The sequence below is a fragment of the Pseudorhodoferax sp. genome (genome assembly GCF_047601025.1).
Lineage (GTDB): Bacteria > Pseudomonadota > Gammaproteobacteria > Burkholderiales > Burkholderiaceae_C > Pseudorhodoferax.
The window spans coordinates 4,289,093-4,311,459 of sequence record NZ_JASGJZ010000001.1 but is presented as its reverse complement, the minus strand read 5'-3'; the positions used below and the strand labels follow the sequence as shown (position 1 = coordinate 4,311,459).

Sequence of the window (22,367 nt, the reverse complement as noted above, 5' to 3'; positions counted from 1 at the left end):
CACGCCCCCAGGCTACGACGCGCGCGCCGGCCGCGGCTCGGCCGGCTGCCCAGCCCACTGCCCCTCCTCGCGGCACGGCGCGTAGGCGTCGTGCGCGAGCCGGTAGGCGCTGGTCTGCACGGCCATCAGGCCCAGCACCGAGTGGAAGTAGTCGTCGTGCGAGACGCGCGTGTCGGCCCGGCCGCGCAGGCATTCCGGCGACAAGCCGTCGGCCTGCGCGAAGCCCGGCGCCAGCCAGGTAATCCACGGCACGTGCTTCTGCACGTCCGGCGCGATCGCGTAGGGCATGCCGTGCAGGAACAGGTTGCCCTCGCCCAGCGACTCGCCGTGGTCGGACACGTACATCAGCGCGTTGTCGGTGCCGGTCGGGTTGCGCTGCAGCCAGGCGATGGCCTCGCCGAGGAAGCGGTCGGTGTAGGCGATCGAGTTGTCGTAGGCATTGATCAGCGCCGCGTGGTCGCAGTCCTGCAACGCGGTGCTGGTGCATTCGGGCAGGAAGCGCTTGTCCTCGGGCGGCGAGCGGCGCGCGTAGGCCGGGCCGTGGCTGCCCATCTGGTGCAGCACGACGACGATGCCGCGCGCGCGCCGCGCCGGGTCGAGCGTGGCCAGGCGCTGCTCCAGCCCGTCCAGCATCGCGCCGTCCAGGCATTCGCCGTCGGGGCAGCGGCCGGCGTCCACCACTGCGTTGGGCACCCGCTCGCACACGCCCTTGCAGCCGGCCTGGTTGTCCAGCCACAGCACCGCCAGGCCGGCGCGCTGCAGCACGTCCAGCAGCGTCTCGTAGTCGCCGCTGCGGGCCAGGTACTCCGCGCGCGGCAGGTGCGAGAACATGCAGGGCACCGATTCGGCCGTGCTGGTGCCGCAGGACCAGGCGTTGCGAAAGCTCAGCACCCCGGCCTGCTGCAGCGCCGGCGTGGTCGGCCGCGGGTAGCCGTTCAGGCCGAAGTGGTCGCTGCGCGCGGTCTCGCCCAGCACCAGCAGCAGCAGGCGCGGCCGCGCCGGCGCCATGCCGGCCGCCAGCGCGGGCAGGCGCGCGTCCGTGCCGATGGCCTGCAGCGGGCCGCGCGGGCGCTGCAGCGGCCGCGCCGCCAGCCGCGCGGCCGAGACGATGGACGAGGCCGGGTTGACCAGGTAGCGCAGGTCCTTGTGGTTGCGCGAGGCCGACGCCAGCGGCTGGAACAGCGCCAGCACCAGCGCCGCGCACGCCGCCAGCGCCGCCAGCGCGAACGCCGGGTTGCGCCACAGCTGCCGCCGCAGCCGGCCGTAGGCCAGCGGCTGGCGCCAGACCCACCAGGCCGGCAGGGCGGCCAGGCCGAGCACGCTGGCCACGAGCGGCCAGCTGATCAGCGCGCCGGCCTCGCGGCGGTCGGTCTGCAGCACGTTGAGCAGCATGCCGGGGTCCATCAGCACGCGGTAGCGCAGCATGAAGTGGCCGGCCAGCGCGGTGACGAACAGCAGCACGATGACCACCGGCTTGAGGCTCGCGCGCCAGGCCAGCGCGCCCAGCAGCGCCGCCAGGCAGGCCCATACGGCCAGCAGCAGCCCGGCGCCGAACAGCCAGCCGGGCCGCCCGTCCAGCAGGCCCAGCGACGCCATGCGCTGCCACAGCGCGGCGTTGCCGGTCAGCGTCATCCAGCCGCTGGCGGCCAGCACCAGCCACAGGGGGGAGATCGGTCGTCGAAGCATCATCGCGAAGGTTCCGGTCGAAGCGCGGGCCGCGCCCGCGTGAAAGCCAGGTCCACCGCCCAGCCGGCCGTCCAGCAGACCCAGCCGGTCCACAGCGTGTGGCTCATGAAATGCGCGCCGCGCAGCTGCTGCACCAGGCCGAGCAGCAGCCCGGCTGCCAGCGCCGCAGCCAGCCACCAGCCGGCCAGGCGCGGCAGGTCGCGCCGCAGCGCGAACCAGCCGGCGACGAACGCGAAGCCGGCGCTGGCGTGGCCGGCCGGGAAGCAGCGGCCCGCGCCGCCGTCGCTGCTGAACCAGCCGAGCCAGTGCGACTGGTAGCGCGCGACGCCGCCGAAGGCCGCCAGGTCCCAGGGGCAGCTGACGTGGCTGCCGGCCTTGAGCAGCGACACGCTGGCCGTGGCCACCAGCACCGAGACGGCCAGCTGCAGCCGCCGCGCGAACGGCAGCCGGCGCAACGGCCCGAACGGCCAGCCCACGCCCAGGCACAGCACGCAGCCGAACGCCCATGCCAGCCGGCGCGCGCCGTCGTGGAACACGTGGCGCAGCCACCACTGCTCGCGCAGCGGGAAGCCGCCGGCATCGCCCATGTGCTGCGCCAGCGCCATGTCCAGGCCGGACAGGTCCCACAGCACCGGGATCGCCAGGGCCAGCAGCACGGCCGCGGCGGACGGAAAGCTCTCTCGCCGATCTCGCATGCCGGCAGCTTCCGGGCGCGTGCTTAAGAAATCCTTAAGAGCCGGCCGCGCACAATCCGCCCCCATGCGGGCACTCGTGGTGGAAGACGACCCAGGCATCTCCAGCGGCCTGGCGCTGACGCTCGGCCAACAGGGCTGGGCGGTGGATTGCGTGGACGCGCTGGCGCCGGCCTGGGCGGCGCTGCGCGCCGAGCCCTTCGACGCGGTGCTGCTGGACCTGGGCCTGCCCGACGGCGACGGCGCCACGCTGCTGCAGCAGCTGCGCCACGCCGCCCCGGGCCGCCTGCCGGACCCGGCCACGCCGGTGCTGATCATGACCGCGCGCGACCAGGTGGCCGCGCGCATCGACGCGCTGGACACCGGCGCCGACGACTATCTGACCAAGCCCTTCGACGCGCACGAGTTGGCCGCCCGGCTGCGCGCCGTGCGCCGCCGCGCCGCTGGCCGCTCGCAGCCGCAGCTGCGCCACGGCCGGCTGGTGGTGGACCCGGCCGCGCGCCAGGTGCGGCTGGACGGACAGCCGGTGGAGCTGTCCGCGCGCGAGTTCGGCGTGCTGCTGACGCTGCTGGAGGCCAGCCCGCGCGTGCTCTCGCGCCAGCAGATCGAGGCCAGCCTCTACCACTGGGGCCAGGTGCTGGAGAGCAATGCCATCGAGGTGCACGTGCACCGCCTGCGCCGCAAGCTCGGCGAGGGCCTGATCCAGACCATGCGCGGCGTGGGCTACTTCGTGCCGGAGGACGGCGCGGCATGACGCGCACCCCGTCGCTGCAGCGCCAGCTGCTGGCCTGGACGCTGGGCGCGCTGGCGGTGGTCTGGGCGGTGTTCATGCTGGTCGGCTACAAGACCGGCGTGCACGAGGCCGACGAGCTGACCGACGGCCACCTGGCCAGCGTCGCCTCGCTGCTGCTGGCCCAGGGCGACGCCCGCTTCGCGCAGCGGCCCGACGCGGCGGCCGTGGGCATGAAGCCCGAGCTCAAGGCGCACGACTACCAGCAGTCGCTGAGCGTGGTCGTCTGGGACGGCCAGGGCGCCGTGCTGACCCGCGCCGGCCCGGCGCCGGCCCCGCCGTTCACGGTGGACGACGGCTTCTCCACCGTCGCGCTGGGCCAGCCGGCGCGGCCCTGGCGCGTGTTCGCGCGCTGGGACGGCGACACCCACGGCCGCCGGATCGCCGTGCTGCTGGACCTGGACGAGCGCGACGCGCTGGCCGACGACATCGCCGGCCAGGTGGCCGCGCCCGGCCTGTGGCTACTGCCCATCGTCGCGCTGGTGCTGACGCTGGCGGTGCGCCGCGGCCTGCGGCCGCTGAAGGTGCTCAGCGCCCGCGTGCGCGCGCTGGACATCCACCACGGCGCGCCGCTGCACGCGCCGCCGCATGCCGAGTTCCAGGCCATGGTCGGCGCGATCGAGACGCTGGCCGGCCGCTACCAGGCCGCGCTGGGCAGCGAGCGCGAGCTGGCCGACACCTTCGCGCACGAGCTGCGCACGCCGCTGGCCTCGCTGCGGCTGCACGCCGGCTCGCTGCACGGCCCGCTGGCGCCGGCGCAGCGCGCCGCCGCGCTGGCCCGGCTCGAAGCCGACGCCGAGCGCACCGCCGCGATCATGGACGACCTGCTGGCCCTGGCCCGCGCCAGCCGCCTGCAGCTGGCCGAGGCGGCGCAGCCGCTGGACCTGGCGGCGCTGGCCCGCGGCGTGGCCGCCGAGCACGCCCAGGCCGCGTTCGACAGCGGGCACGAGCTGGCCGTGGACGCGCCGGCGCACTGCCCCGTGCACGGCCACCCGGTGCTGCTGCAGATCGCGCTGCGCAACCTGGTCGCCAACGCGCTCGGCCACACGCCGCCCGGCTCCGCGGTGGAGATCCGCGTGCTGCCCGGCCCGCCGCCGGCGCTGCAGGTGCGCGATGCCGCGCGGACCCCGGCGCCCGTCGCCGGCGGCGGGCGCGGCGGCGCAGTGCTGGGCCTGGGGCTGGGCCGCCAGGTCGTGCAGCGCATCGCCGCCGTGCACGGCGGCCGCTTCGACACCGCCGCCGCGCCCGACGCCCAGGGCTGGCGCAGTGACACCCTGACCCTGGGCGAACCGCCCGCCGCGCCCGCATCGACGTGACCACCGACCCCTCGCCCCGCCCCGCCTTCAGCAACCCGCACAAGCAGCGCCGCGGCCTCGCACGGCTGTGGCATGCGCTGCGCCACTCGCTGGCCGGCCTGCGCGCCGGCTGGGGCGAGAAGGCGTTCCGGCTCGAGGCGCTGCTGGCGCTGGTGCTGCTGCCGCTGGCCTGCTGGCTCGGCCGCAGCTGGGCCGAAGCGGCCGTGCTGGCCGGCAGCGTGGTCGTGGTGCTGGTGGCCGAGCTGCTCAACACCGCGGTCGAATCGGCGATCGACCGCATCGGCCCGCAGTGGCACGACCTGTCCAAGCGCGCCAAGGACCTGGGCAGCGCCGCCGTGCTGCTGGCGCTGCTGTTCTGCGGCGCGGTGTGGATCGCCGCGCTCGTCGCCCGCCTGTCCTAGCCCCTTCCCAGCGGGCGGCCGCCGGCGCCGCCTGCACGCCACGGCCAATATCGATACAATCCATTTCCGAAACGACTCGGTTCCGTAACAGTGCCCGCTCCCGCCACCCCGCCCACCATCGGCCGTCCACGCGACGCCGCGCTCGACGCCGCGATCCTGCGCGCGGCCATGGAACTGCTCGGCGAGCGCGGCCTGTCGGCCCTGACCATGGACGCCGTGGCCCAGCGCGCCGGCGCCGGCAAGGCCTCGGTCTACCGGCGCTGGAAATCCAAGGACGAGCTGCTGGCCGATGCGCTGGCGATGTACGCGCCCGTGGACGTGGAAATCGACACCGGCACGCTGCGCGGCGACCTGATCGCGCTCTATGCGCACCACTACGGCATCGGCAACCCCGTGACGCAGGCCGCCATGCAGGAAATCCTGGGCAACGTGCGCCAGCACCTGGCCTGGACCGCCAAGGTCGCGCCCGCGCGGCTGACCACGCGCCGGGCCAAGGTGCAGGAGATCTTCGCGCGCGCCATCGCGCGCGGCGAGATCGCCGCCCCGTCGGACCTGGACCTGGTGGCCGACCTGGTGCCGGCGATGGTCCTGTACCAGTACAACACCCGTGCGCAGAAGGTCAGCCGCGCGCGCCTCGCGCGCCTCGTCGACGGCCTGGTCCTGCCGCTGGTGGGACTGCCGGGCACGGCGGCCAGGCCATGAGCGGGCAGGCCGTCCCGGCACCACCGCCGGTGCCTCCGGAAGCGCCGCCCTACGACCCGCGCCAGGGCGTGGTGTTCGCGCTGGTGTCGCTGCTGGTGGGGCTGACCCAGGGCCTGGGCGTGAACCTGGTCAACGTCAACCTGTCCGGCGTGCAGGGCGCGCTGGGCGCGACCGCGGTCGAGGCCGGCTGGCTCACCACGGCCTACTACGCGACCAACATCTCGGCCTCGATCCTGCTGACCAAGGTGCGCTACCAGTACGGCCTGCGCTGGTTCGCCGACGTGGTGATCGGCCTCTACCTGCTGCTGGCGCTGGCGCACCTGTTCACCCAGCAGCTGGGCTCGGCGCTGCTGGTGCGCGCGGCGCTGGGCGTGGCGGCGGCGCCGCTCAGCAGCCTGGCCGTGCTCTACATGGTGCAGGCCTTTCCGCCCAGCCGGGCGCTGGTCGGCGCGCTGCTGGGCTTCGGCGTGCTGCAGCTGGGCATGCCGCTGTCGCGCATCATTTCCGAGGACCTGCTGCAGATCGGCCAGTGGCACGGCCTGCATTTCGTCGACACCGGGCTGGCCGTGCTGTGCGTGGCCGCCATCAACGTGGTGCGGCTGCGGCCGATGCCGACGGTGCAGATGTTCGCGCGCGGCGACGGCATCGTCTTCACGCTCTACGCCACGGCGCTGGCACTGGTGTGCGTGGTGCTGACCCAGGGCCGCTACGCCTGGTGGACCGACGCGGCCTGGATCGGCCAGTGCCTGGCGCTGGCGGTGCTGCTGCTGGGCATCTACGTCGCGGTCGAGCTGCGGCGCGACGCGCCGCTGGTGGACCTGCGCTGGCTGGCCAGCCCGTTCATGCTGCGCTTCGTCGGCGCGACGCTGCTGTTCCGCATCGTGCTGTCCGAGCAGACCGTCGGCGCCGTCGGCCTGATGAACGCGCTGGGCTTCACCAACGACCAGATGCACACGCTGTTCGTGTGGGTCACGGTCGGCACCATGGCGGGTTTCCTGCTCACGCTGCTGGTGGTGCCGTCGCAGCGCTTCGGCGCGGTGGGCATCGGCGCGCTGGCGCTGGTCATGCTGGCGGCGTGGATGGACGGCGACGCCACCACGCTGACCCGCCCGCACGACCTGTACCTGTCGCAGACGCTGCTGGCCGCCGCCAGCGCGATGTTCCTGGGCATGGCGCTGCTGCAGGGCTTCACCCACGTGCTCGCCGGCGGCGGCAAGCAGCTGATCAGCTTCATCGCCGTGTTCGGCGGCGGGCAGTCGCTGGGCGCGCTGATCGGCCAGGCCTGGCTCAGCACGCTGCTGGTCGACCGCCAGCGGCTGCACTACGCGCACCTGGTGGAGCAGCTGCAGCTGTCCGACCCGCAGGTCGCGCAGCGGCTCGCGCAGCTGGGCGGCGCCTACGCCGGCCAGCTCAGCGACGCCGCGGCGCGCAGCGGCCAGGCCGCCGCGCTGCTGGCCCAGCAGGTCACGCAGCAGGCCACGGTACTGGCCTACAACGACCTGTTCCACGCCGTCGCGATGATCAGCACGCTCGGCCTGTTCGTGTTCGCCGGCTTCAAGACGCACCGCTGGCACCGCGCCCGGCGCCAGGCGGCGTCCACGGCGGCGGCCTGAACCTCCCATCCTCCTTTCCCGACTGCTCCTGCCATGCCTTCGCTGTCTTCCACCCTCCGCGCCCGCGGCACCTGGATCGTGCTCGCGGCCACCCTCGCCTGCGTGGCGCTGGTGCTCTACGCCTGGCGCCTGCCGCCGTTCCACACCGGCACCGAATCGACCGAGAACGCCTACGTGCGCGGCATGGTCACCATCGTCGCGCCCAAGGTCGACGGCTACGTCGCCGAGGTGCTGGTGCAGGACTACATGCCGGTGCAGGCCGGCCAGGTGCTGGTACGGCTGGACGACCGCATCTACCGCGAGCGGCTCGAGCAGGCGCGCAACAACCTGGCGGCGCAGCAGGCCAACCTGGCCAACACCGTGCAGGCGCGCCACGCGCGCGAGGCCGGCCTGGGCAGCGCCGAGGCCCAGATCGCCGGCGCCGACGCGCAGCTCGGCAACGCGCGCGCCCAGCTGGCCCGGGCGCAAGCGGACATGCGCCGCGCCACGCCGCTGGCGCAGGACGGCTCGCTGTCGCAGCGCGAGCGTGACCAGACCGAGGCCGCGCTGCACCAGGCCGAGGCCGCCGTGAAGCAGGCCGAGGCCGCTGCCCGCCAGGCGCGCGCCGGCAGCGCCGTGGCCCGCCAGGACCTGCAGACCGTGGTCGTCAACCGCGACGCGGTGCAGGCCGCCGTGCAGGCCGCGCAGGCCGCCGTGCGGCTGGCCGAGATCGACCTGGAGAACACCCGCATCCGCGCGCCGCGCGACGGCCACGTGGGCGAGGTCGGCGTCAAGCTCGGCCAGTACGTGACGCCGGGCACGCAGCTGGTGGCCGTGGTGCCGCAGCAGGTCTGGGTGGTGGCGAACTTCAAGGAAGCGCAGACCGCCGCGATGACGCCCGGCCAGCCGGCGCAGCTGCAGGTCGATGCGCTGGACGGCGCCCGGCTGCAGGGCCACGTGGAGCGCATCGCGCCGGCCACGGGCTCGGAATTCAGCGTGATCAAGCAGGACAACGCGACCGGCAACTTCACCAAGATCCCGCAGCGCCTGTCGGTGCGCATCGCCGTGGACGACGGCCAGGCCCTGGCGCAGCGGCTGCGGCCCGGCATGTCGGTGGTGGTCAGCGTGGACACGCGCGCCGGCCGGCCGGCCGGCGCCGCCGGGGAGCACGCATCGTGAGCGCCGCCTTCCGGCAGCGCGCGCTGGCGCTGGCCGCCGCGCTGCTGCTGCAGGCCTGCGCCGGCACGCCGCCCGCGGCGCCGGCGCTGCAAGCCGCCGTGCCGGCCGCCTGGCAGGGCCAGGCTGGCGCCGCCGCCGGGGCCGCGCAGCGCATCCAGCCGGGCTGGTGGCATGCCTTCGGCGACCCGGTGCTCGACGCCCTGGTCGACCAGGCGCTGGCCCACAACCGCGACCTGCGCGCCGCCGCGGCCCGCGTGGCCGAGGCCCGCGCGCTCGACGACGCCCAGCACGGCGCATCCGCCCCCTCGCTGACGCTGGAGGCCGGCGGCAGCCGCAGCCGCGCGATCAGCGCCGCCACCGGCCGGCCCTACGATGCCACGGTCGGCCAGCCGCAGTTCCGCGCCGCCTACGAACTGGACCTGTGGGGCCGCATCGCCGCGCTGGAACGCGCCTCCGGCGCCCAGCTGCAGGCCAGCCAGGCGCTGCGCGACGGCGCCGCGCTGAGCGTCGCCGCCACCACGGTGCAGGGCTACGTCGCACTGCGTGCGCTGGACGCGCGGCTCGAGCTGGCGCACCGCACGCTGGCCGCGCGCGAGGCCGCGCTGGCGCTGGCGCGCTCGCGCCAGGCCCGCGGCTACAGCTCGGCGCTGGACACCGCGCAGAGCGAGGCCGAATACCGCGCCACCGCGCAGGCCGTGCCGCAGCTGGCGCTGGCCGTGCGCCGGCAGGAGCACGCGCTGAACCTGCTGACCGGCGCCGCCCCCGGCCCGGTGCCGCGCGGGCGCAGCCTGGCCGAGCTGCAGGCGCTGCCGGTGCCCGACGCCGGCCTGCCCTCCGAACTGCTGCGCCGCCGGCCCGACATCGCCGCGGCCGAGGCCCAGCTGGCCGCCAGCGATGCCCAGCTGGCGGCGTCCCGCGCGCAGCTGCTGCCGGCGGTACAGCTGTCGGCCACGCTGGGGCGCATCACCTCCTCCGCGCTGGTCGGCGACCCCTACGGGCTGTGGAGCCTGGGCGGCAGCGTGCTGGCGCCGCTGTTCGACGGCGGCCGCCTGCGCGCGCAGGCGCGCGCCGCCGACGCGCGCCGCGACCAGGCGATCGCCGGCTACGAGAAGACGGTGCTCACCGCCTTCGGCGAGGTCGAGGACCAGCTCGCCGCGATCGAGGAACTGGGCCGCCAGGCCGACGAGGCCGACGGCCAGCGCCGCGCGCTGCAAGAGGCCGTGCGCGTGGCCGGCAACCGCTACCGCGAGGGCTACGCCTCGCACCTGGACGAGCTGGACGCCCAGCGCAACCTGTTCGGCGCTGAGCAGGCCGTGCTGCAGCTGCACGCCGACCGGCTGTCGGCACAGATCGCCCTGGTCCGCGCGCTCGGCGGCGGCTGGCAGCCGGAACCGGAGCGGCCGCTGGCCGCCGCGGCCGCGCAGCCCTAGCCGGCCCGCGCGCGCCAGCCCAGCAGTTCGTTGGCGACCAGCGCCAGGATCACCAGCGAGCCGCCGGCCAGCACCTCGGGCGCGGGCTGCTCGCCGGCGCCCAGCCAGGCCAGCGCGATGCCGAAGATCACCTCCAGCAGCGCCAGCAGCGAGACCTCGGGCGCGGCCAGCACGCGCGCGGAGCGCACCGCCAGCACGCAGGGGATGGCCAGCTGCACCACGCCCAGCAGCGCCAGCAGCGCGATGTCGCGCGGCGTGGCCGCGAACGGCAGCGCCAGCGGCAGCGTGTAGAGCGAGGACAGCAGCGCGCCGAGCAGCACCGCCGGCACCAGGTCGATGTCGTGCCCGGCCGCATGGCTGCGCTGGGCCACGGTCCAGTTGACCGAGGCCGCCGCCGGCACGCACAGCGCCACCAGCGTGCCGGCCAGCACGCCGCTGCCGCCGTCGCCCAGGCGCAGCTGCGGGCCGTACATCCAGGCGATGCCGGCGCCGGCCAGCACGATGGCCAGCCAGGTGCGCGGCGCCAGCCGGTGGCCCAGCGCGACGCGCGCCACCAGCGCCGTGAACAGCGGCCCCAGCGCCATCGTCACCAGCACGTTGGCCACGCTGGTCAGCGTCAGCGCCAGCATGAAGGCGGTGAACATCACGCTCCAGCACAGGCCCGCGACCCACAGCGGCCAGCCGGCGCCGCGCACGCGGCCCGCCAGGCCGCGGCGGCGCAGCAGCGGCAGCAGCACGGCCATCGCGGCCAGCGTGAAGAAGCTGCGCCAGAACGTGACCTCGAAGCCGCCGGCCGCCTGCAGCTGGCGCGTGACCACGCCGGCGATCGACCACAGCAGCGTGGCGAGGACCATCAGCAACAGGGCGCGGGCGTGGGTCAGGGGCATGGAGCGGCAGCGGCGGCTCCGGGACGGTGGCGGCGCCGGGCGCGATTGTGCTTCAGCGCGGGCGCCGCCTGACGGGCCGCCGGCAGGCGGCAGCCCGCCCGGTCACGACGGTTCGCCCGGGCGGAACGAGGCCGCGTCCACGCGCAGCCGCTTGAGCTTGTCGTACAGCGTCTGCTTGGCGATGCCGAGCGCGGCGGCGGTGGCGCCCACGTCGCCCTGGGCGCGCCGCAGGGCCTCGGACACCAGCACGCGCTCGATCTGCTCCAGCTGCTCGGGCAGGCTGGCGGCGGCCGGGGCGCTGCCCAGCAGGCGTGCCTGCTCCTCGTCCACCAGGCCCAGCACGAAGCGGTCGGCCACGTTGCGCAGCTCGCGCACGTTGCCGGGCCAGGCGTGGGCCATCAGCAGCGTCAGGATGGCGGGCGTGGCCACCGGCGCGGGCAGCTCGTAGCGGCGCGCGGCCTGCAGCACGAAGTGCTCGAACAGCAGCGGGATGTCCTCGCGCCGCTCGCGCAGCGGCGGCAGCTCGATGAAGGCCACGCCGAGCCGGTAGTACAGGTCGGCGCGGAAGCGCCCCTGCTCGGCCAGCACGCGCAGGTCGGCCTTGCTGGCGGCGACCACGCGGCAGTCCACCGGCACCTGCGTGTTCGAGCCCAGCCGCTCGACGGCACGGTCCTGCAGCGCGCGCAGCAGCTTGGCCTGCACCGGCAGCGGCATGCCCTCGATCTCGTCCAGGAACAGCGTGCCGCCGTCCGCGTGCTCGAACTTGCCGATGCGCCGGCGCGTGGCGCCGGTGAAGGCGCCGGCCTCGTGGCCGAAGATCTCCGAATCCACCAGCGATTCGGGCAGCCCGGCGCAGTTGACCGGCACGTAGTTGCCGTGGCGGCGCGCGCCGTGCTCGTGCAGGCAGCGCGCCACCAGGTCCTTGCCGGTGCCGGTCTCGCCGTAGATCACCACGTCGGCCGGCGCGGCGGCCAGCACGCGCACGCGTTCGCGCACGCGCTGCATGGCGGCCGAGCGGCCCAGCAGCGTGGCCTGGATGCCGGGCCAGCTGTGCAGCTGGCGCTTGAGCGATTCGACCTCCAGCGCCAGCCGGCGCTGGTCGGCCGCGCGGCGCACCACGGCCACCAGCTGCTCGGCGCTGCAGGGCTTTTCCAGGAAGTCGTAGGCGCCTTCGCGCATCGCCTGCACGGCCATCGCGATGTCGCCGTGGCCGGTGACCAGCACCACCGGCAGCTGGGCGTCGAGCCGGTGCAGCTCGGCCTGCCAGGCAGTGCCGCTGGTACCGGGCAGGCGCACGTCGCACACGACCACGGCCGCCATGCCGGGCGCCACCGCCGGGCGCGCCGCCTCGACCGATTCGAACGGCCGCACGCGAAAGCCGGCCAGCTCCAGCGCCTGGGTGCTGCCGGCGCGCACGTCCTCGTCGTCCTCGACGAACAGGACCTCGATCGGATGCGGTGCGTCGGCCATCAGCCCTCTCCCCCGTCGCGTCGCGCCGGCAGTTCGATCGTGAATTCCACGCCCTCGGGCACGAGGTTGTGCGCGGCCAGGCGGCCGCCGCATTCGCGCACGATGTGGGCCGAGATCATCAGGCCCAGCCCCATGCCCTTGCCGGCCGGCTTGGTGGTGACGAAGGGCTGGAACATGCGCTCGAGGATGCTGGCGGGAATGGACGGGCCATTGTTGCGGATCGCGATCCGCGCCATGCCGCCGCCGGCGGCCTGGGCATGGACTTCGATGCGCCGCGGCGCGGCGGCGCCCTGCAGCGCGTCGATCGCATTGCCGAGCAGGTTGGCCAGCACCTGCTCCAGCCGCGCCTCGTCGCCGGCCACGGCCAGCGCCTCGGGCTGCACGTCCAGCACCAGGGCGATGCCGGCCTCGGCCAGGCGCGGGGCGAGTTGCTGCTGCACCTCCAGCACCAGCGCGCGCACGCCGACCGCGCCGACGATGCCGCTCGGCTTGGTGGCGAACAGCCGCAGCTGCGCCGACAGGCGCTTGAGCCGCCCGACCAGCCGGCCGATGCGGGCCAGGTTGTCGCGCGCGTCGTCGAGCCGGCCGCGCTGGATCAGTTGGTCGGCGTTCTCCGAGACGGTCTGCAGCGCGGCCAGCGGCTGGTTCAGCTCGTGCACCAGCCCGGCCGAGAGCTGGCCCAGCACGGCCAGCTTGCCGGCGTGCACCAGTTCGTCCTGCGCGGCCCGCAGCGCGGCCGTGCGTTCGGCCACCTTGCGTTCCAGCGCGTCGTGCGCGGCCTGCAGCGCGGCGCGGCTGGCCAGCCGCTGGCGGATCGCGCGCCGGCGTGCCTGCACCAGGGCGCCCGCGGCCAGCGCCAGGGCCATGGCCAGCGCGCCGATGAAGGCCCCGGCGCGCGCCGCCGCGCGGGCGGCGTCCTCGCTGTCGAGCACGATCAGCCGCCAGCGGCCCTGGTGCACCTGGCGCGTGCTGGCCAGCCAGGGCTGGTCCTGCAGCCGGATGCGGCGCGCGCTCCCGGCCTCGGGGTCGTGTGCCCGCTCGCGCTCGCGCCAGCCCAGCGGCTCCAGCGTGCTGTCGCCGTAGCGCCGCGCCGCGCCGGCCTCGGCGCGGGCTTCGGCGCCCAGCGCCACCAGCGGGCGCCAGCGCCAGTCGTCGCGCGTGGACAGGATCGCTACCTGGTGCTCGTCGACCGCCAGCACCTGGCCCGGCAGTTGGCGCCAGTCGTCCTCGATGCCGGCCAGGTCGACCTTGACGACGGCCAGCCCGACCGCGCCGTCGCGCGCCGGCAGCGCGTACGACAGGTAGTAGCCGGCGCGCGCGCTGGTGACGCCCAGGCCGTAGAAGTGGCCGCGGCCCTCGGCCAGCGCCTCGCGCACGTAGGGGCGGTAGGACAGGTCGCGCCCCAGCGGCGTGCCGGGCCGCGCGAAGTCGCCCGCGGCCACGGCCACGCCGCGGCGGTCGATGATGTAGAGGTTCTCGGTGCCGGCGATCGCGTTCAGCGACTGCAGGTACTGGTTGACCGTGTCGCCGAGCGCGGCGTCGGCGCCGGTGGCCAGGAAGCGCATCACCTCCGGCGAGGTCTTCAGCAGCGACGGCAGGAAGTCGAAGCGGGCCAGCTGCGCGTCCAGCCGCGCCGCCGCCAGTTCCAGCCGCCGGTCGGCGGCCTGGCGCTGCATGGCCAGGCCCTGGGAGAACGCCGCCCGGTAGCCGGCCCAGGCGGCCAGCGCGACCAGCAGGCCGGCCAGCAGCAGGCGCAGGGCCAGCCTGGCGCCGCGCCCGCCGCGGTGGTGGTCACCGCCCGCGGCCGGCGGCGGCGCGGCGTCCTCCCCGGCCATCGCGCCGCTAGCGGCTCTTGCGGGCCGGCGCCGGCTTGGCGGCGGCGGCGCCCGGCGCGAAGGCCTCGGACATGCCGATCAGCACGCCGCTGACCAGCGTGGCGTAGTGGTCCATGAAGGCCTGGGCGGCGCGCTGGTTGGCGGCGCGGCCGGCGCGCGCGGCGTCCTGGGCGCGCGTCATCAGGTCCTGCACCGCGGTGGCGGCGGCCTGGCCGGTGGCGCTGTCGCCCTGGCCGAACAGCATCAGCGCCTGCGCCCAGGCACCCTGCATCGGCGCCATCGCCTCGCTGCTGGTGGCCTTGCGCATCGCGTCGAACACCTGGTCCTCCATCTTCTCGATGTCCGACAGCGCCTTCTTGACCTGCTTCTCGCGCAGGTCCAGGCCCTGGTCGAGCAGTTGCTGCAGCGCGCGCTGGCTGGCCTGCACGGCCTGGCGCACGGCGTCGTCGATGCCGGCGACGGTCTGGTTCAGCATCGCCTCCACGTCCACGCCCTGGGTGTTGCGGGCGGCGCCGGCCGCGGCAGCCTCGGTCACCGTCCGGACCACGTCCTTGATCGCCTTGAGCGTCAGCTCGCGCTGCTGCAGCGCGCGCAGCGTGGTGTCCTGTACCGCCTTGCGCAGCGCCTGGCCCTGCTGGGCGGTGGCCTGCTCGTACTGCGCGATCAGCGCGTCGGTGTCGATGCCGAGTTTGCTCGTTGCCATGTGCGGTCTCCTGGTTCGATGGAAAAACGTCCGGGCGCCCCTACTGGCGCCCGGACGCAATCTAGCACCAGTTCAGGCGGTTCAGGCGCGCGGCGCCGCCTCCACGGGCATGTGGTGCTCGACCTTGTCCAGCACCGCCTCGGGCTCGTCGGCCTCCTCGGGCGTCTCGTTGTTCAGCACGGCCTGCATGCGGGCCACGTCCAGGTCGCCGGTCCACTTGCCGACCACGATCGTGGCCACGCCGTTGCCGATCAGGTTGGTCAGCGCGCGCGCCTCGGACATGAAGCGGTCGATGCCCAGGATCAGCGCCAGGCCGGCGACCGGCACGTTGCCCACGGCCGACAGCGTGGCCGCCAGCACGATGAAGCCGCTGCCGGTCACGCCGGCCGCGCCCTTGCTCGTCAGCAGCAGCACCAGCAGCAGCGTGATCTGGTGCGACAGGTCCAGCGGCGTGTTGGTCGCCTGGGCGATGAAGACCGCGGCCATGGTCAGGTAGATCGAGGTGCCGTCCAGGTTGAACGAGTAGCCGGTCGGCACGACCAGGCCCACGGTGGACTTGCGCACGCCCAGGTTCTCCAGCTTGGCCATCATGCGCGGCAGCACCGATTCGCTGGACGAGGTGCCCAGCACGATCAGCAGTTCCTCCTTGATGTACTTGACGAACTTCCAGACCGAGAAGCCGTGCGCGCGCGCGATGGCGCCCAGCACGACGAAGATGAACAGCAGGCAGGTGACGTAGAAGGTGGCCATCAGCTGGCCCAGCTGCACCAGCGAGCCCACGCCGTACTTGCCGATCGTGAAGGCCATGGCGCCGAAGGCGCCGATCGGGGCGACCTTCATGATGTAGCCCACGATCACGAACAGCACGTGCGAGAACTTCTCGATGAAGTCGAACACCGGCGTGCCGCGCCCGCCGAACTTGTGCAGCGCGAAGCCGAACATCACCGAGAACAGCAGCACCTGCAGGATCTCGCCCTTGGCGAAGGCGTCCACCACGGTGGTCGGGATCACGTGCAGCAGGAAGTCCACCGTGCCCTGCATCTGGCCGGGCTGGGTGTAGGCCGCGATGGCCTTGGTGTCGAGCTGGCTCACGTCCACGTTCATGCCGGCGCCCGGCTTGACGACGTTGATGATGACCAGGCCGACGATCAGCGCGATGGTGGAGACGACCTCGAAGTACAGCAGCGCCATGCCGCCGGTCTTGCCGACGCGCTTCATGTCCTCCATGCCGGCGATGCCGACGACGACGGTGCAGAAGATGATCGGCGCGATGATCATCTTGATCAGCTTGATGAAGCCGTCGCCCAGCGGCTTCATCGCGGCGCCGGTCTCGGGCCAGAAGTGGCCCAGCAGCACGCCGATCACGATGGCCGTGATGACCTGGAAGTACAGCGAGTGGTAGAACGGGCGCGGACGGGGATCATGGTCCATGGCTTGTCTCGTGCAGGAGTTGTGAAGAGCGGGCTTTTTGCAATGCCCGTGCCAATGCCATGCATTTCCCAAGCCGTTGATCCGTCTGGATTTTCTGGCGGCGGCGCGGCCGGGGGCTCCGCCCGCCCGGACGCATGGGCCCGACGCCCTCCGGAACTCCGGAGGCCAATCCTGGGGTTAACCCTGTATTCGGAGCGCCTGCATTGCGGGTAGATCGGCTTTTCAACGCAGGAGACCGTCCATGAAGCTGATCACCGCGTCCGTCCTCGCCCTCGTCCTGGGGACCGGCTGCGCCACCACCCCGGCGCCCGGCACGCGCGCCGTCGACGGCGTGCTCGTCGGGCCCACGGGCATGACGCTCTACACCTTCGCCCGCGACACGGCCGGCAGCGGCAAGTCGGCCTGCAACGGCCAGTGCGCCGCCAACTGGCCACCGCTGGCCGCGCCGGCCGACGCCAGCCCCCGGGACGGCTACAGCGTCGTCACGCGCGACGACGGCAGCAAGCAGTGGGCCTACCAGGGCCAGCCGCTGTACTACTGGGCCAAGGACGCCAAGCCCGGCGACCGCACCGGCGACGGCGTGGCGGGCGCATGGAAGCTCGCGCGGCCCTGACGCCCGGTGCCCAGGGGCGCCCGCTACGCCGGCACCGCCCCGGCGCGCCGCGCGGGAAACGGCCGGAAGGCCATCAGCACGAGCATCGCCGCCAGCCCCATGCCCCACGAGCCGACGTACATCGGCGTGTAGCTGTTCAGGCGGTCGTAGGCCAGGCCGCCGAGCACCGGCCCGGTGGACATGCCCAGGCTGCCGGCCAGCGCCGTGGCGCCGATGATGGTGCCCATCATCCGCAGCGGGAAGTTCTCGCGGATGATCACCGCGTACAGCGGCATCGTGCCCGCATAGATGAAGCCGACCACCATCGCCACGGCATAGAAGCCGTAGAGCCGGCTGACCGACACGTAGGCCAGCACGGCGAAGGCCTGCGCCAGCAGGCCGACGACCAGCACGCGCTGGGCGCCGAAGCGGTCCCCCGCCAGGCCGAAGCCGATGCGGCCGAACATGCCGGCCAGCCCCTCGACGCTGTAGACCGTCACCGCCGCGATCATCGGGATGCCGCAGGTCACCGCGTAGCTCACCGTGTGGAAGATCGGGCCCGAGTGCGTGGCGCAGCAGCAGAAGTTGGCCAGCATCAGCAGGAGGAACTGGCGCGAGCGCACGGCCTGGGCGACGCTCATGCCCGACGGCGCTTCGCCGGCCGCGATCCCGGCGGGCGCGCCATCGTCCAGCGCCGGCGGCCGGCGCACCAGCAGCGCGGCGGGGAGCATCAGGACGGCCGCGACGCCGGCGACGGCCAGCATCGCGCTGCGCCAGCCGTAGGCGGTGACCAGCCAGGCGGCGAGCGGGGCCATGGTCATCGGCGCCATGCCCATGCCGGCGGACACCAGCGAGACGGCCAGGCTGCGCTGCGTGTCGAACCAGCCGGTGACGCAGGCCATCATCGGCACGAAGATGGCGGCCGTCGCGCCGCCGACCAGCAGGCCGAACAGCAGCTGGAACCCGCCCAGCGACGTCGCCCGGCTGGCCAGCGCCAGGCTCGCCACCAGCACGACCGACCCCGCCAGCACCACCGGGCGCGGGCCGAAGCGGTCGGACAGGCTGCCCCACGCCAGGCTGGCCGTGCCCATCGCCAGGAAGGCCAGCGTCATCGCGGTGGAGATGCCGGTGACGGACCAGCCGGTGTCCTCGGCCATCGGCCGCAGGAAGACCGGTAGCGAGAACATCGCGCCCATCGCGACGCAGCCCAGCAGGCCGCCGGCCGCGACGATGACCCAGCGGTAGCGGGGGTTCACGGTGTTCCTCCGGAACGCTGCGTGCGCCGACGCGGTGCAGCCGCTCAGGCTGCCGGCGCGCCGCCCCAGCCCAGCTCGACCAGCCCGGCGAAGCCGCCCCAGAACATGCGCATGCCGTCGAAAGGCATGTCCTCGGGCTTGCAGTCGGCAACACGCGGGTCTTGCATCACCAGCGCGTTGATGCGGTCGCGCTCGGCACGCGAGGCGTAGACGATCCACGCGAACACGGCCACCTCGTCGTCCTTCAACTGCACGGCCTGCGGGAACGAGGTCACCTTGCCGGGCTGCACGTCGTCGCCCACGCATTCGAAATACTGCAGCGCGCCGTGCTCCATCCACGCCTCGCCGGCTTTCTGCGCGAGTGCACGGTAGGCGTCCAGCTTGGCGCGGGGGACGGGCACGACGAATCCATCGACGTAATGCATGTGGTTTTCTCCTGTCAAGGTTTCAGCGGCATGAGCGCACAAAGGCCCGGCGGGGACATCCGGTCGACGATCGGTCCCGCATCACCGACGCACGTAGCGCAAGTGGGTGGCAGCGGGGCCGTCGAGCACCTTGTCGATGCGGAACCGCGGCCCGGGCTCGCGCAGGTTCTCGAAGAGACGCCGGCCGCCGCCGAACAACACCGGCGCCAACGCGATTTCCAGTTCGTCGACGGCATCCAGGTTCAGGTACTGCTGGATCACGTCCGCGCCGCCTGCGATGCGGACGTCGCGGCTGCCCGCGGATTCCCGGGCCAGTTCCAGCGCGCGCTCCGCCCCGTCGTTGACGAAGTGGAAGGTCGTGCCGCCGGGGCGCACCCAGGGGTCGCGCTGCTCATGGGTCAGCACATAGACCGGCGTGTGAAACGGTGCCTCGTCCGGCCAGGCGACTTCGCCCTGGTCGAACATCCGCTTGCCCATGACGTTGGCGCCGATGCGCTCCGTCGTGCTGCGAACCAGGTCATTGACCGGGCCGGTCTCTCCGCCGGGCCCGAGCTTGAGGTTGTCGCGGAAGTGCTGCTGGCTGATGAGCCAGGCCATCAGGCCTCCCCATTTGGCGCCCCAGTTCTTGTACTCGGGTTTGCCCATGGTCATGCCTTCCGGTGCCATGTAGCCGTCGAGGCTGAGTCCGATGTTGACGAATACCTTGCTCATCGCTTGCTTCTCCCATGCTCGAATTCAAGACTCCGGATCGAACATGATCTCGCGAACCTCTTGCGCGCAGCGGCACGCGGCAGCGAGCCTGGCGGTCCAGGCGAGTGCCTCTTCGCGTGAAGCAACCTCGATAACCGAAAAGCCGCCGATGACGGCCTTCGTCTCGGGCACCGGCCCGGCCGTGGTGGTCCCGTCCGTTGCGACGATGGTCGATCGCTGGCGCTGCATGCCGCCGCCGAAGATCCAAGCCCCCGCGGCCTTGGCCTCCCCGACCACCTGGCGTGACGCCTCGCTCACCGACGGCAAGTCTTCGTCGGGAATATGGTCCATGGCGCCGTCATCGAACGAGATCAGGTACCGGGGCATCGCATCACTCCATGCACCGCCAAGTTGGCGGCGTCATGACTTCCTGGTTTCCTAGTCCGGAATCCCGGGCTCGACGAGGCGGGCGAGTTGGGCGAGCGATTCCTGCCAGCCGAGGGTACACATCTCGACGGGGATGACTTCGGGAATGCCGGCCTGCTCGATATCGACTTCGGTGCCGCAGGACACCGCGCGCAGCTTCACCGTCACGCGCATCTCGCCGGGCAGGTTGGGGGCGTCGAAGCGGTCGGTGTATTCGACGCGTTCGCCGGGGACGAGCTGCAGGTATTCACCGCCGAACGAATGGCTGTGGCCGGTCGAGAAGTTCTCAAACGACATCCTGAAGCGGCCGCCGACCTGGCCCTCGAAGTGGTGGACGTGGCAGACGAAGCCATGGGGCGGCAGCCACTTGGCCAGGGCCGCGCCGTGCGTGAAGGCGCGGTAGACCTTGTCGGGCGTGGTGCGCAGCACGCGGTGAAAGCGGACGGTTCCGGTCGGCATGGTCGGGTCTCCTCGGGTTGTTCGGGCAGGCGGCTACAGGGCCCGCCCGTCGAAGTGGCGCACGGGGATGGCATCCAGGTCGATGCCTTCGACGCAGCGCACGTTGATGGCGGCCATCGGCACGCCCTGCGGGCTGGCGCCCTCGCCGTACAGGTGGATGCCGCAGGTGGGGCAGAAGCGGTGGCGGATGACGTGCTTGTGGAAGGTGTAGCTGCGGCTGGCCTCCTCGGGCGTCTGCAGCTTCAGGTTCTCGCGCGGCGTGAACCACAGCAGCGAGCCGCGGCGCCGGCAGATCGAGCAGTTGCAGGCCAGCACTTCGGCGATGTCGCCGTCGAAGGTGAAACGGTTCTGGCCGCAGTGGCAGCTGGCCTGGTGGTGCATGGAGGTCTCCTCAGGAAAAGACGGCTCAGTCGCGGTCGGGAGTGCCGAGCGGAAAGAACGCACGGTAGGGCCGGGCCTCGTCCACGACACGCGCCACCGACGGATGCACCAGCAATCGGGCGCGGTAGGCCTCGAGCGGCCCCTCGGGAATCGGGTGCACCCAATCGGCGTAGAACAAGGCCGGGGCCGCCGCGCAGTCGGCGATGCTGAAGCCGCTTCCGTTGGCCCAGCCGGCACCGATGCGGCCGGACAGCCAGGCGTAGGCTTTGTCCAGCCTGGCCTTGGCTTCCCTGACGCGCAGTGGACTCTGGTGCTCCTTCGCGCGAAGCGCATCGCCCACGATCTCCTGCATGGGCCCGGACACGTAGGCGTCGAACACATCGGCCAGCATGCGGGCCTGCAGCGCGGCATCGGCATCCGGCGGAATCATCCGCGGCGCGTCGCCGAATCGGTCCAGATACTCGATGACGGCGTTGGACTGCGTGATTTCGCAGCGGCCGTCGGTCAGCGCCGGGAACTGCCCGGTGGGAGACAACTCGGCGATCCGGGCCGAATTCTCGGGATGGCCGGCGTCCACCATGCAGAACTCGAACGGGACATCGCGCTCGTACGCGGCGATCAGTGCCTTCCACACGAAGGACGCAAAGGGGTGGCCGTAGAGTTTGATGGGCATGCGGTTTCTCCGTGTCCCGTCGCTCACGTCATCGAATGCAGGCCGAAGCAGTTGCCCTCGGTGTCCACCACCAGCGCACAGAAGCCGTAGGGGCCGATGGAGAACTTGGGCTTGCGGATCCGGCCGCCCGCGGCCTCCACGCGCGACTGCTCCACGGCGCAGTCCTCGCAGCCGAAGTACACCAGCGTGCCGCCGCCGCCCGGCGAGACGCCGTCCATGCGCACCAGCATGCCGCCCGCGCCGGGGGCGGCCATGTCCATCGGGAAGCTCAGCATTTCCATGCCACCGGCGTCGCCCTCGGGCATGGGCAGCGGCTCCAGCGTGCACTGCAGCACGGCTTCGTAGAACCTGCGCGCACGCGCCATGTCCTGCACGTAGATCTCGAACCAGACGACGGGGTTGGGTTTCATCGGGTGCTCCTGCGTAACGAGGGAAAAGCGCGGCTCAGGCGTTGGCTTCGGCGTAGCGCGCGAAGCTGTCGAGGATGGCCTGCCAGCCTTCGCGCTGCTGCTCCGGGGTGTAGGTGTCGTCGGCGTCGAAGGTCTCGCGCACCGTGGTGCCGCCGGCCGACGCCTGGAACTCCACGCGCACGCGGCGCTGGTCGTTCATCGTGTATTCGATCAGGCGCTGCGGCTCGACGCGCGTGTAGATGCCCTCGAAGTCGAAGCCTTCGCTGCCGTCCCGGGCCTCCATGCGCGTGCTGAAGCGCCCGCCTTCGCGCAGGTCCACGCTGGCGCGCGGGGTGTGCCAGTCGGGCGAGGCCGCGTTCCACCGCTCGATGGCGCGCGGGTCGTTCCAGGCCGACCAGACGCGGGCCAGCGGCGCCTTGACCAGGGTTTCGATGGTGATGTCCATGGTGCAGCCCTTCAGGGCTGGCCGGCGACGTTGACCATCCACGGCGTGCCGAAGCGGTCGGTCACCATGCCGAAGCCGGGCGACCAGAAGGTCTTCTGGAATGGCATGGCCACCTGGCCCCCCTCGGCCAGGCCGTCGAACACGCGCCGGCCCTCGGCCTCGGTCTCCACGCCGATCGATATCCACATGCCTTGCGGCTTCCGATAGCCGCCGCAGGTCTCGAGGCCCATGCCCGGCACCTCCGGCATGGCGTCGGACGCCATCAGGCTCTGCGCGCCGACCTGCAGTTGCGCGTGCATCAGGCGGTTCTTCGCCGACTCCGGCACCGGCGGCATGCCGGACTCGGGTGGCACCTCGCCGAAGGTGGACTGGAAGACGATCTGCCCGCCGAACAGCCTGGCGTAGAAGGCCATGGCCTCGGCACAGTTGCCGTCGAAGTTGAGGTAGGGAACGAATTGCATGGTGGGTCTCCGGTCGGTGAAGGAATCAGCGGGGG

Annotated in this window: 25 protein-coding genes; 8 read left to right on the top strand and 17 right to left on the bottom strand. The window is 73.0% G+C overall.

Features of this window, described 5'->3' with window-relative positions; translation table 11 throughout:
- Positions 1 to 12: 12 nt before the first annotated feature.
- Together QM782_RS20055 and QM782_RS20050 are read right to left on the bottom strand one after the other, a co-directional pair.
- Complete coding sequence (locus QM782_RS20055) at positions 13 to 1,689, bottom strand: phosphoethanolamine transferase (protein ID WP_415204645.1); 1,677 nt, start codon at positions 1,687 to 1,689, stop codon at positions 13 to 15.
- Positions 1,686 to 2,381: a phosphatase PAP2 family protein gene (locus QM782_RS20050; RefSeq protein WP_415204644.1), complete on the bottom strand. Its 696-nt coding sequence runs from the start codon at positions 2,379 to 2,381 to the stop codon at positions 1,686 to 1,688. The genes QM782_RS20055 and QM782_RS20050 overlap by 4 nt, the downstream gene beginning before the upstream one ends.
- Before the next feature lie 64 nt (positions 2,382 to 2,445).
- Here QM782_RS20050 and QM782_RS20045 point away from each other — a divergent pair, with 64 nt between their 5' ends.
- The 7 genes from QM782_RS20045 to QM782_RS20015 all read left to right on the top strand — a co-directional run bounded on the left by QM782_RS20045 (position 2,446) and on the right by QM782_RS20015 (position 9,788).
- Positions 2,446 to 3,132, top strand: a complete 687-nt coding sequence (locus QM782_RS20045) for a response regulator (protein WP_415204643.1) — start codon at positions 2,446 to 2,448, stop codon at positions 3,130 to 3,132.
- Positions 3,129 to 4,484, top strand: a complete 1,356-nt coding sequence (locus QM782_RS20040) for a histidine kinase dimerization/phospho-acceptor domain-containing protein (RefSeq protein WP_415204642.1) — start codon at positions 3,129 to 3,131, stop codon at positions 4,482 to 4,484. Before QM782_RS20045 ends, QM782_RS20040 begins: the two co-directional genes overlap by 4 nt.
- Positions 4,481 to 4,885, top strand: a complete 405-nt coding sequence (locus QM782_RS20035) for a diacylglycerol kinase (protein WP_415204641.1) — start codon at positions 4,481 to 4,483, stop codon at positions 4,883 to 4,885. The genes QM782_RS20040 and QM782_RS20035 overlap by 4 nt, the downstream gene beginning before the upstream one ends.
- A gap of 90 nt (positions 4,886 to 4,975) precedes the next feature.
- A complete protein-coding gene (locus QM782_RS20030; RefSeq protein WP_415204640.1) occupies positions 4,976 to 5,587 on the top strand; it encodes a TetR/AcrR family transcriptional regulator in 612 nt (203 codons plus the stop codon).
- Entirely contained in the window at positions 5,584 to 7,200 is a 1,617-nt protein-coding gene (locus QM782_RS20025) for an MFS transporter (protein ID WP_415204639.1), read from the top strand. The genes QM782_RS20030 and QM782_RS20025 overlap by 4 nt, the downstream gene beginning before the upstream one ends.
- Before the next feature lie 33 nt (positions 7,201 to 7,233).
- The gene (locus QM782_RS20020) at positions 7,234 to 8,358 is read left to right on the top strand and encodes an HlyD family secretion protein (protein WP_415204638.1); all 1,125 of its coding nucleotides are present in this window, start codon (positions 7,234 to 7,236) and stop codon (positions 8,356 to 8,358) included.
- A complete protein-coding gene (locus QM782_RS20015) occupies positions 8,355 to 9,788 on the top strand; it encodes an efflux transporter outer membrane subunit (protein WP_415204637.1) in 1,434 nt (477 codons plus the stop codon). The genes QM782_RS20020 and QM782_RS20015 overlap by 4 nt, the downstream gene beginning before the upstream one ends.
- Here the strand turns inward: QM782_RS20015 and QM782_RS20010 are convergent.
- The 5 genes from QM782_RS20010 to QM782_RS19990 form a co-directional block, all read right to left on the bottom strand.
- A complete protein-coding gene (locus QM782_RS20010; RefSeq protein ID WP_415204636.1) occupies positions 9,785 to 10,675 on the bottom strand; it encodes a DMT family transporter in 891 nt (296 codons plus the stop codon). The two genes, QM782_RS20015 and QM782_RS20010, sit on opposite strands and share 4 nt — an antisense overlap.
- Before the next feature lie 102 nt (positions 10,676 to 10,777).
- The gene (locus QM782_RS20005; protein WP_415204635.1) at positions 10,778 to 12,145 is read right to left on the bottom strand and encodes a sigma-54-dependent transcriptional regulator; all 1,368 of its coding nucleotides are present in this window, start codon (positions 12,143 to 12,145) and stop codon (positions 10,778 to 10,780) included.
- Positions 12,145 to 13,980 (bottom strand): ATP-binding protein, encoded by a 1,836-nt coding sequence (locus QM782_RS20000; protein ID WP_415204634.1) that lies wholly within the window; start codon positions 13,978 to 13,980, stop codon positions 12,145 to 12,147. Before QM782_RS20000 ends, QM782_RS20005 begins: the two co-directional genes overlap by 1 nt.
- A 7-nt stretch (positions 13,981 to 13,987) precedes the next feature.
- The gene (locus QM782_RS19995) at positions 13,988 to 14,683 is read right to left on the bottom strand and encodes a DUF6781 family protein (RefSeq protein WP_415204633.1); all 696 of its coding nucleotides are present in this window, start codon (positions 14,681 to 14,683) and stop codon (positions 13,988 to 13,990) included.
- 81 nt (positions 14,684 to 14,764) lie between these two features.
- Entirely contained in the window at positions 14,765 to 16,114 is a 1,350-nt protein-coding gene (locus QM782_RS19990; RefSeq protein WP_415204632.1) for a dicarboxylate/amino acid:cation symporter, read from the bottom strand.
- A gap of 241 nt (positions 16,115 to 16,355) precedes the next feature.
- Here QM782_RS19990 and QM782_RS19985 point away from each other — a divergent pair, with 241 nt between their 5' ends.
- Positions 16,356 to 16,727: an ATP-binding protein gene (locus QM782_RS19985; RefSeq protein ID WP_415204631.1), complete on the top strand. Its 372-nt coding sequence runs from the start codon at positions 16,356 to 16,358 to the stop codon at positions 16,725 to 16,727.
- Positions 16,728 to 16,750: 23 nt separating this feature from the next.
- Here the strand turns inward: QM782_RS19985 and QM782_RS19980 are convergent, their stop codons facing one another.
- The 10 genes from QM782_RS19980 to QM782_RS19935 all read right to left on the bottom strand — a co-directional run bounded on the left by QM782_RS19980 (position 16,751) and on the right by QM782_RS19935 (position 22,332).
- Entirely contained in the window at positions 16,751 to 17,962 is a 1,212-nt protein-coding gene (locus tag QM782_RS19980) for an MFS transporter (protein WP_415204630.1), read from the bottom strand.
- A 44-nt stretch (positions 17,963 to 18,006) separates the two neighbouring features.
- Positions 18,007 to 18,387, bottom strand: coding sequence for a DUF1428 domain-containing protein (locus tag QM782_RS19975; protein ID WP_415204629.1), 381 nt, complete (start codon positions 18,385 to 18,387; stop codon positions 18,007 to 18,009).
- An 81-nt stretch (positions 18,388 to 18,468) separates the two neighbouring features.
- Positions 18,469 to 19,098, bottom strand: coding sequence for a dihydrofolate reductase family protein (locus tag QM782_RS19970; protein ID WP_415204628.1), 630 nt, complete (start codon positions 19,096 to 19,098; stop codon positions 18,469 to 18,471).
- A gap of 24 nt (positions 19,099 to 19,122) precedes the next feature.
- On the bottom strand, positions 19,123 to 19,464 hold the full coding sequence (locus QM782_RS19965; protein ID WP_415204627.1) for a YciI family protein: 342 nt from the start codon (positions 19,462 to 19,464) through the stop codon (positions 19,123 to 19,125).
- A 51-nt stretch (positions 19,465 to 19,515) separates the two neighbouring features.
- On the bottom strand, positions 19,516 to 19,962 hold the full coding sequence (locus QM782_RS19960; protein ID WP_415204626.1) for an SRPBCC family protein: 447 nt from the start codon (positions 19,960 to 19,962) through the stop codon (positions 19,516 to 19,518).
- 33 nt (positions 19,963 to 19,995) lie between these two features.
- Positions 19,996 to 20,343, bottom strand: coding sequence for a GFA family protein (locus QM782_RS19955; protein ID WP_415204625.1), 348 nt, complete (start codon positions 20,341 to 20,343; stop codon positions 19,996 to 19,998).
- A 25-nt stretch (positions 20,344 to 20,368) separates the two neighbouring features.
- The gene (locus QM782_RS19950; RefSeq protein ID WP_415204624.1) at positions 20,369 to 21,016 is read right to left on the bottom strand and encodes a glutathione S-transferase family protein; all 648 of its coding nucleotides are present in this window, start codon (positions 21,014 to 21,016) and stop codon (positions 20,369 to 20,371) included.
- A 23-nt stretch (positions 21,017 to 21,039) separates the two neighbouring features.
- On the bottom strand, positions 21,040 to 21,426 hold the full coding sequence (locus tag QM782_RS19945) for a VOC family protein (protein WP_415204623.1): 387 nt from the start codon (positions 21,424 to 21,426) through the stop codon (positions 21,040 to 21,042).
- 34 nt (positions 21,427 to 21,460) lie between these two features.
- Positions 21,461 to 21,871, bottom strand: a complete 411-nt coding sequence (locus tag QM782_RS19940) for an SRPBCC family protein (RefSeq protein ID WP_415204622.1) — start codon at positions 21,869 to 21,871, stop codon at positions 21,461 to 21,463.
- An 11-nt stretch (positions 21,872 to 21,882) separates the two neighbouring features.
- Positions 21,883 to 22,332 (bottom strand): VOC family protein, encoded by a 450-nt coding sequence (locus QM782_RS19935; protein ID WP_415204621.1) that lies wholly within the window; start codon positions 22,330 to 22,332, stop codon positions 21,883 to 21,885.
- Positions 22,333 to 22,367: the final 35 nt, after the last annotated feature.

What these genes read in the sequence shown, in the direction of transcription:
- QM782_RS20040 (WP_415204642.1), top strand. Translation starts at nt 3,129, where the DNA reads ATGACGCGCACCCCGTCGCTGCAGCGCCAGCTGCTGGCCTGGACGCTG.
- QM782_RS19975 (WP_415204629.1), bottom strand. Translation starts at nt 18,387, where the DNA reads ATGCATTACGTCGATGGATTCGTCGTGCCCGTCCCCCGCGCCAAGCTG.
- QM782_RS19990 (WP_415204632.1), bottom strand. Translation starts at nt 16,114, where the DNA reads ATGGACCATGATCCCCGTCCGCGCCCGTTCTACCACTCGCTGTACTTC.
- QM782_RS19965 (WP_415204627.1), bottom strand. Translation starts at nt 19,464, where the DNA reads ATGCCCCGGTACCTGATCTCGTTCGATGACGGCGCCATGGACCATATT.
- QM782_RS19940 (WP_415204622.1), bottom strand. Translation starts at nt 21,871, where the DNA reads ATGGACATCACCATCGAAACCCTGGTCAAGGCGCCGCTGGCCCGCGTC.
- QM782_RS20045 (WP_415204643.1), top strand. Translation starts at nt 2,446, where the DNA reads ATGCGGGCACTCGTGGTGGAAGACGACCCAGGCATCTCCAGCGGCCTG.
- QM782_RS19985 (WP_415204631.1), top strand. Translation starts at nt 16,356, where the DNA reads ATGAAGCTGATCACCGCGTCCGTCCTCGCCCTCGTCCTGGGGACCGGC.
- QM782_RS19995 (WP_415204633.1), bottom strand. Translation starts at nt 14,683, where the DNA reads ATGGCAACGAGCAAACTCGGCATCGACACCGACGCGCTGATCGCGCAG.
- QM782_RS19960 (WP_415204626.1), bottom strand. Translation starts at nt 19,962, where the DNA reads ATGCCGACCGGAACCGTCCGCTTTCACCGCGTGCTGCGCACCACGCCC.
- QM782_RS19950 (WP_415204624.1), bottom strand. Translation starts at nt 21,016, where the DNA reads ATGCCCATCAAACTCTACGGCCACCCCTTTGCGTCCTTCGTGTGGAAG.
- QM782_RS19955 (WP_415204625.1), bottom strand. Translation starts at nt 20,343, where the DNA reads ATGCACCACCAGGCCAGCTGCCACTGCGGCCAGAACCGTTTCACCTTC.
- QM782_RS20005 (WP_415204635.1), bottom strand. Translation starts at nt 12,145, where the DNA reads ATGGCCGACGCACCGCATCCGATCGAGGTCCTGTTCGTCGAGGACGAC.
- QM782_RS20050 (WP_415204644.1), bottom strand. Translation starts at nt 2,381, where the DNA reads ATGCGAGATCGGCGAGAGAGCTTTCCGTCCGCCGCGGCCGTGCTGCTG.
- QM782_RS20055 (WP_415204645.1), bottom strand. Translation starts at nt 1,689, where the DNA reads ATGATGCTTCGACGACCGATCTCCCCCCTGTGGCTGGTGCTGGCCGCC.
- QM782_RS19935 (WP_415204621.1), bottom strand. Translation starts at nt 22,332, where the DNA reads ATGCAATTCGTTCCCTACCTCAACTTCGACGGCAACTGTGCCGAGGCC.
- QM782_RS19970 (WP_415204628.1), bottom strand. Translation starts at nt 19,098, where the DNA reads ATGAGCAAGGTATTCGTCAACATCGGACTCAGCCTCGACGGCTACATG.
- QM782_RS20025 (WP_415204639.1), top strand. Translation starts at nt 5,584, where the DNA reads ATGAGCGGGCAGGCCGTCCCGGCACCACCGCCGGTGCCTCCGGAAGCG.
- QM782_RS20020 (WP_415204638.1), top strand. Translation starts at nt 7,234, where the DNA reads ATGCCTTCGCTGTCTTCCACCCTCCGCGCCCGCGGCACCTGGATCGTG.
- QM782_RS20010 (WP_415204636.1), bottom strand. Translation starts at nt 10,675, where the DNA reads ATGCCCCTGACCCACGCCCGCGCCCTGTTGCTGATGGTCCTCGCCACG.
- QM782_RS19945 (WP_415204623.1), bottom strand. Translation starts at nt 21,426, where the DNA reads ATGAAACCCAACCCCGTCGTCTGGTTCGAGATCTACGTGCAGGACATG.
- QM782_RS20000 (WP_415204634.1), bottom strand. Translation starts at nt 13,980, where the DNA reads ATGGCCGGGGAGGACGCCGCGCCGCCGCCGGCCGCGGGCGGTGACCAC.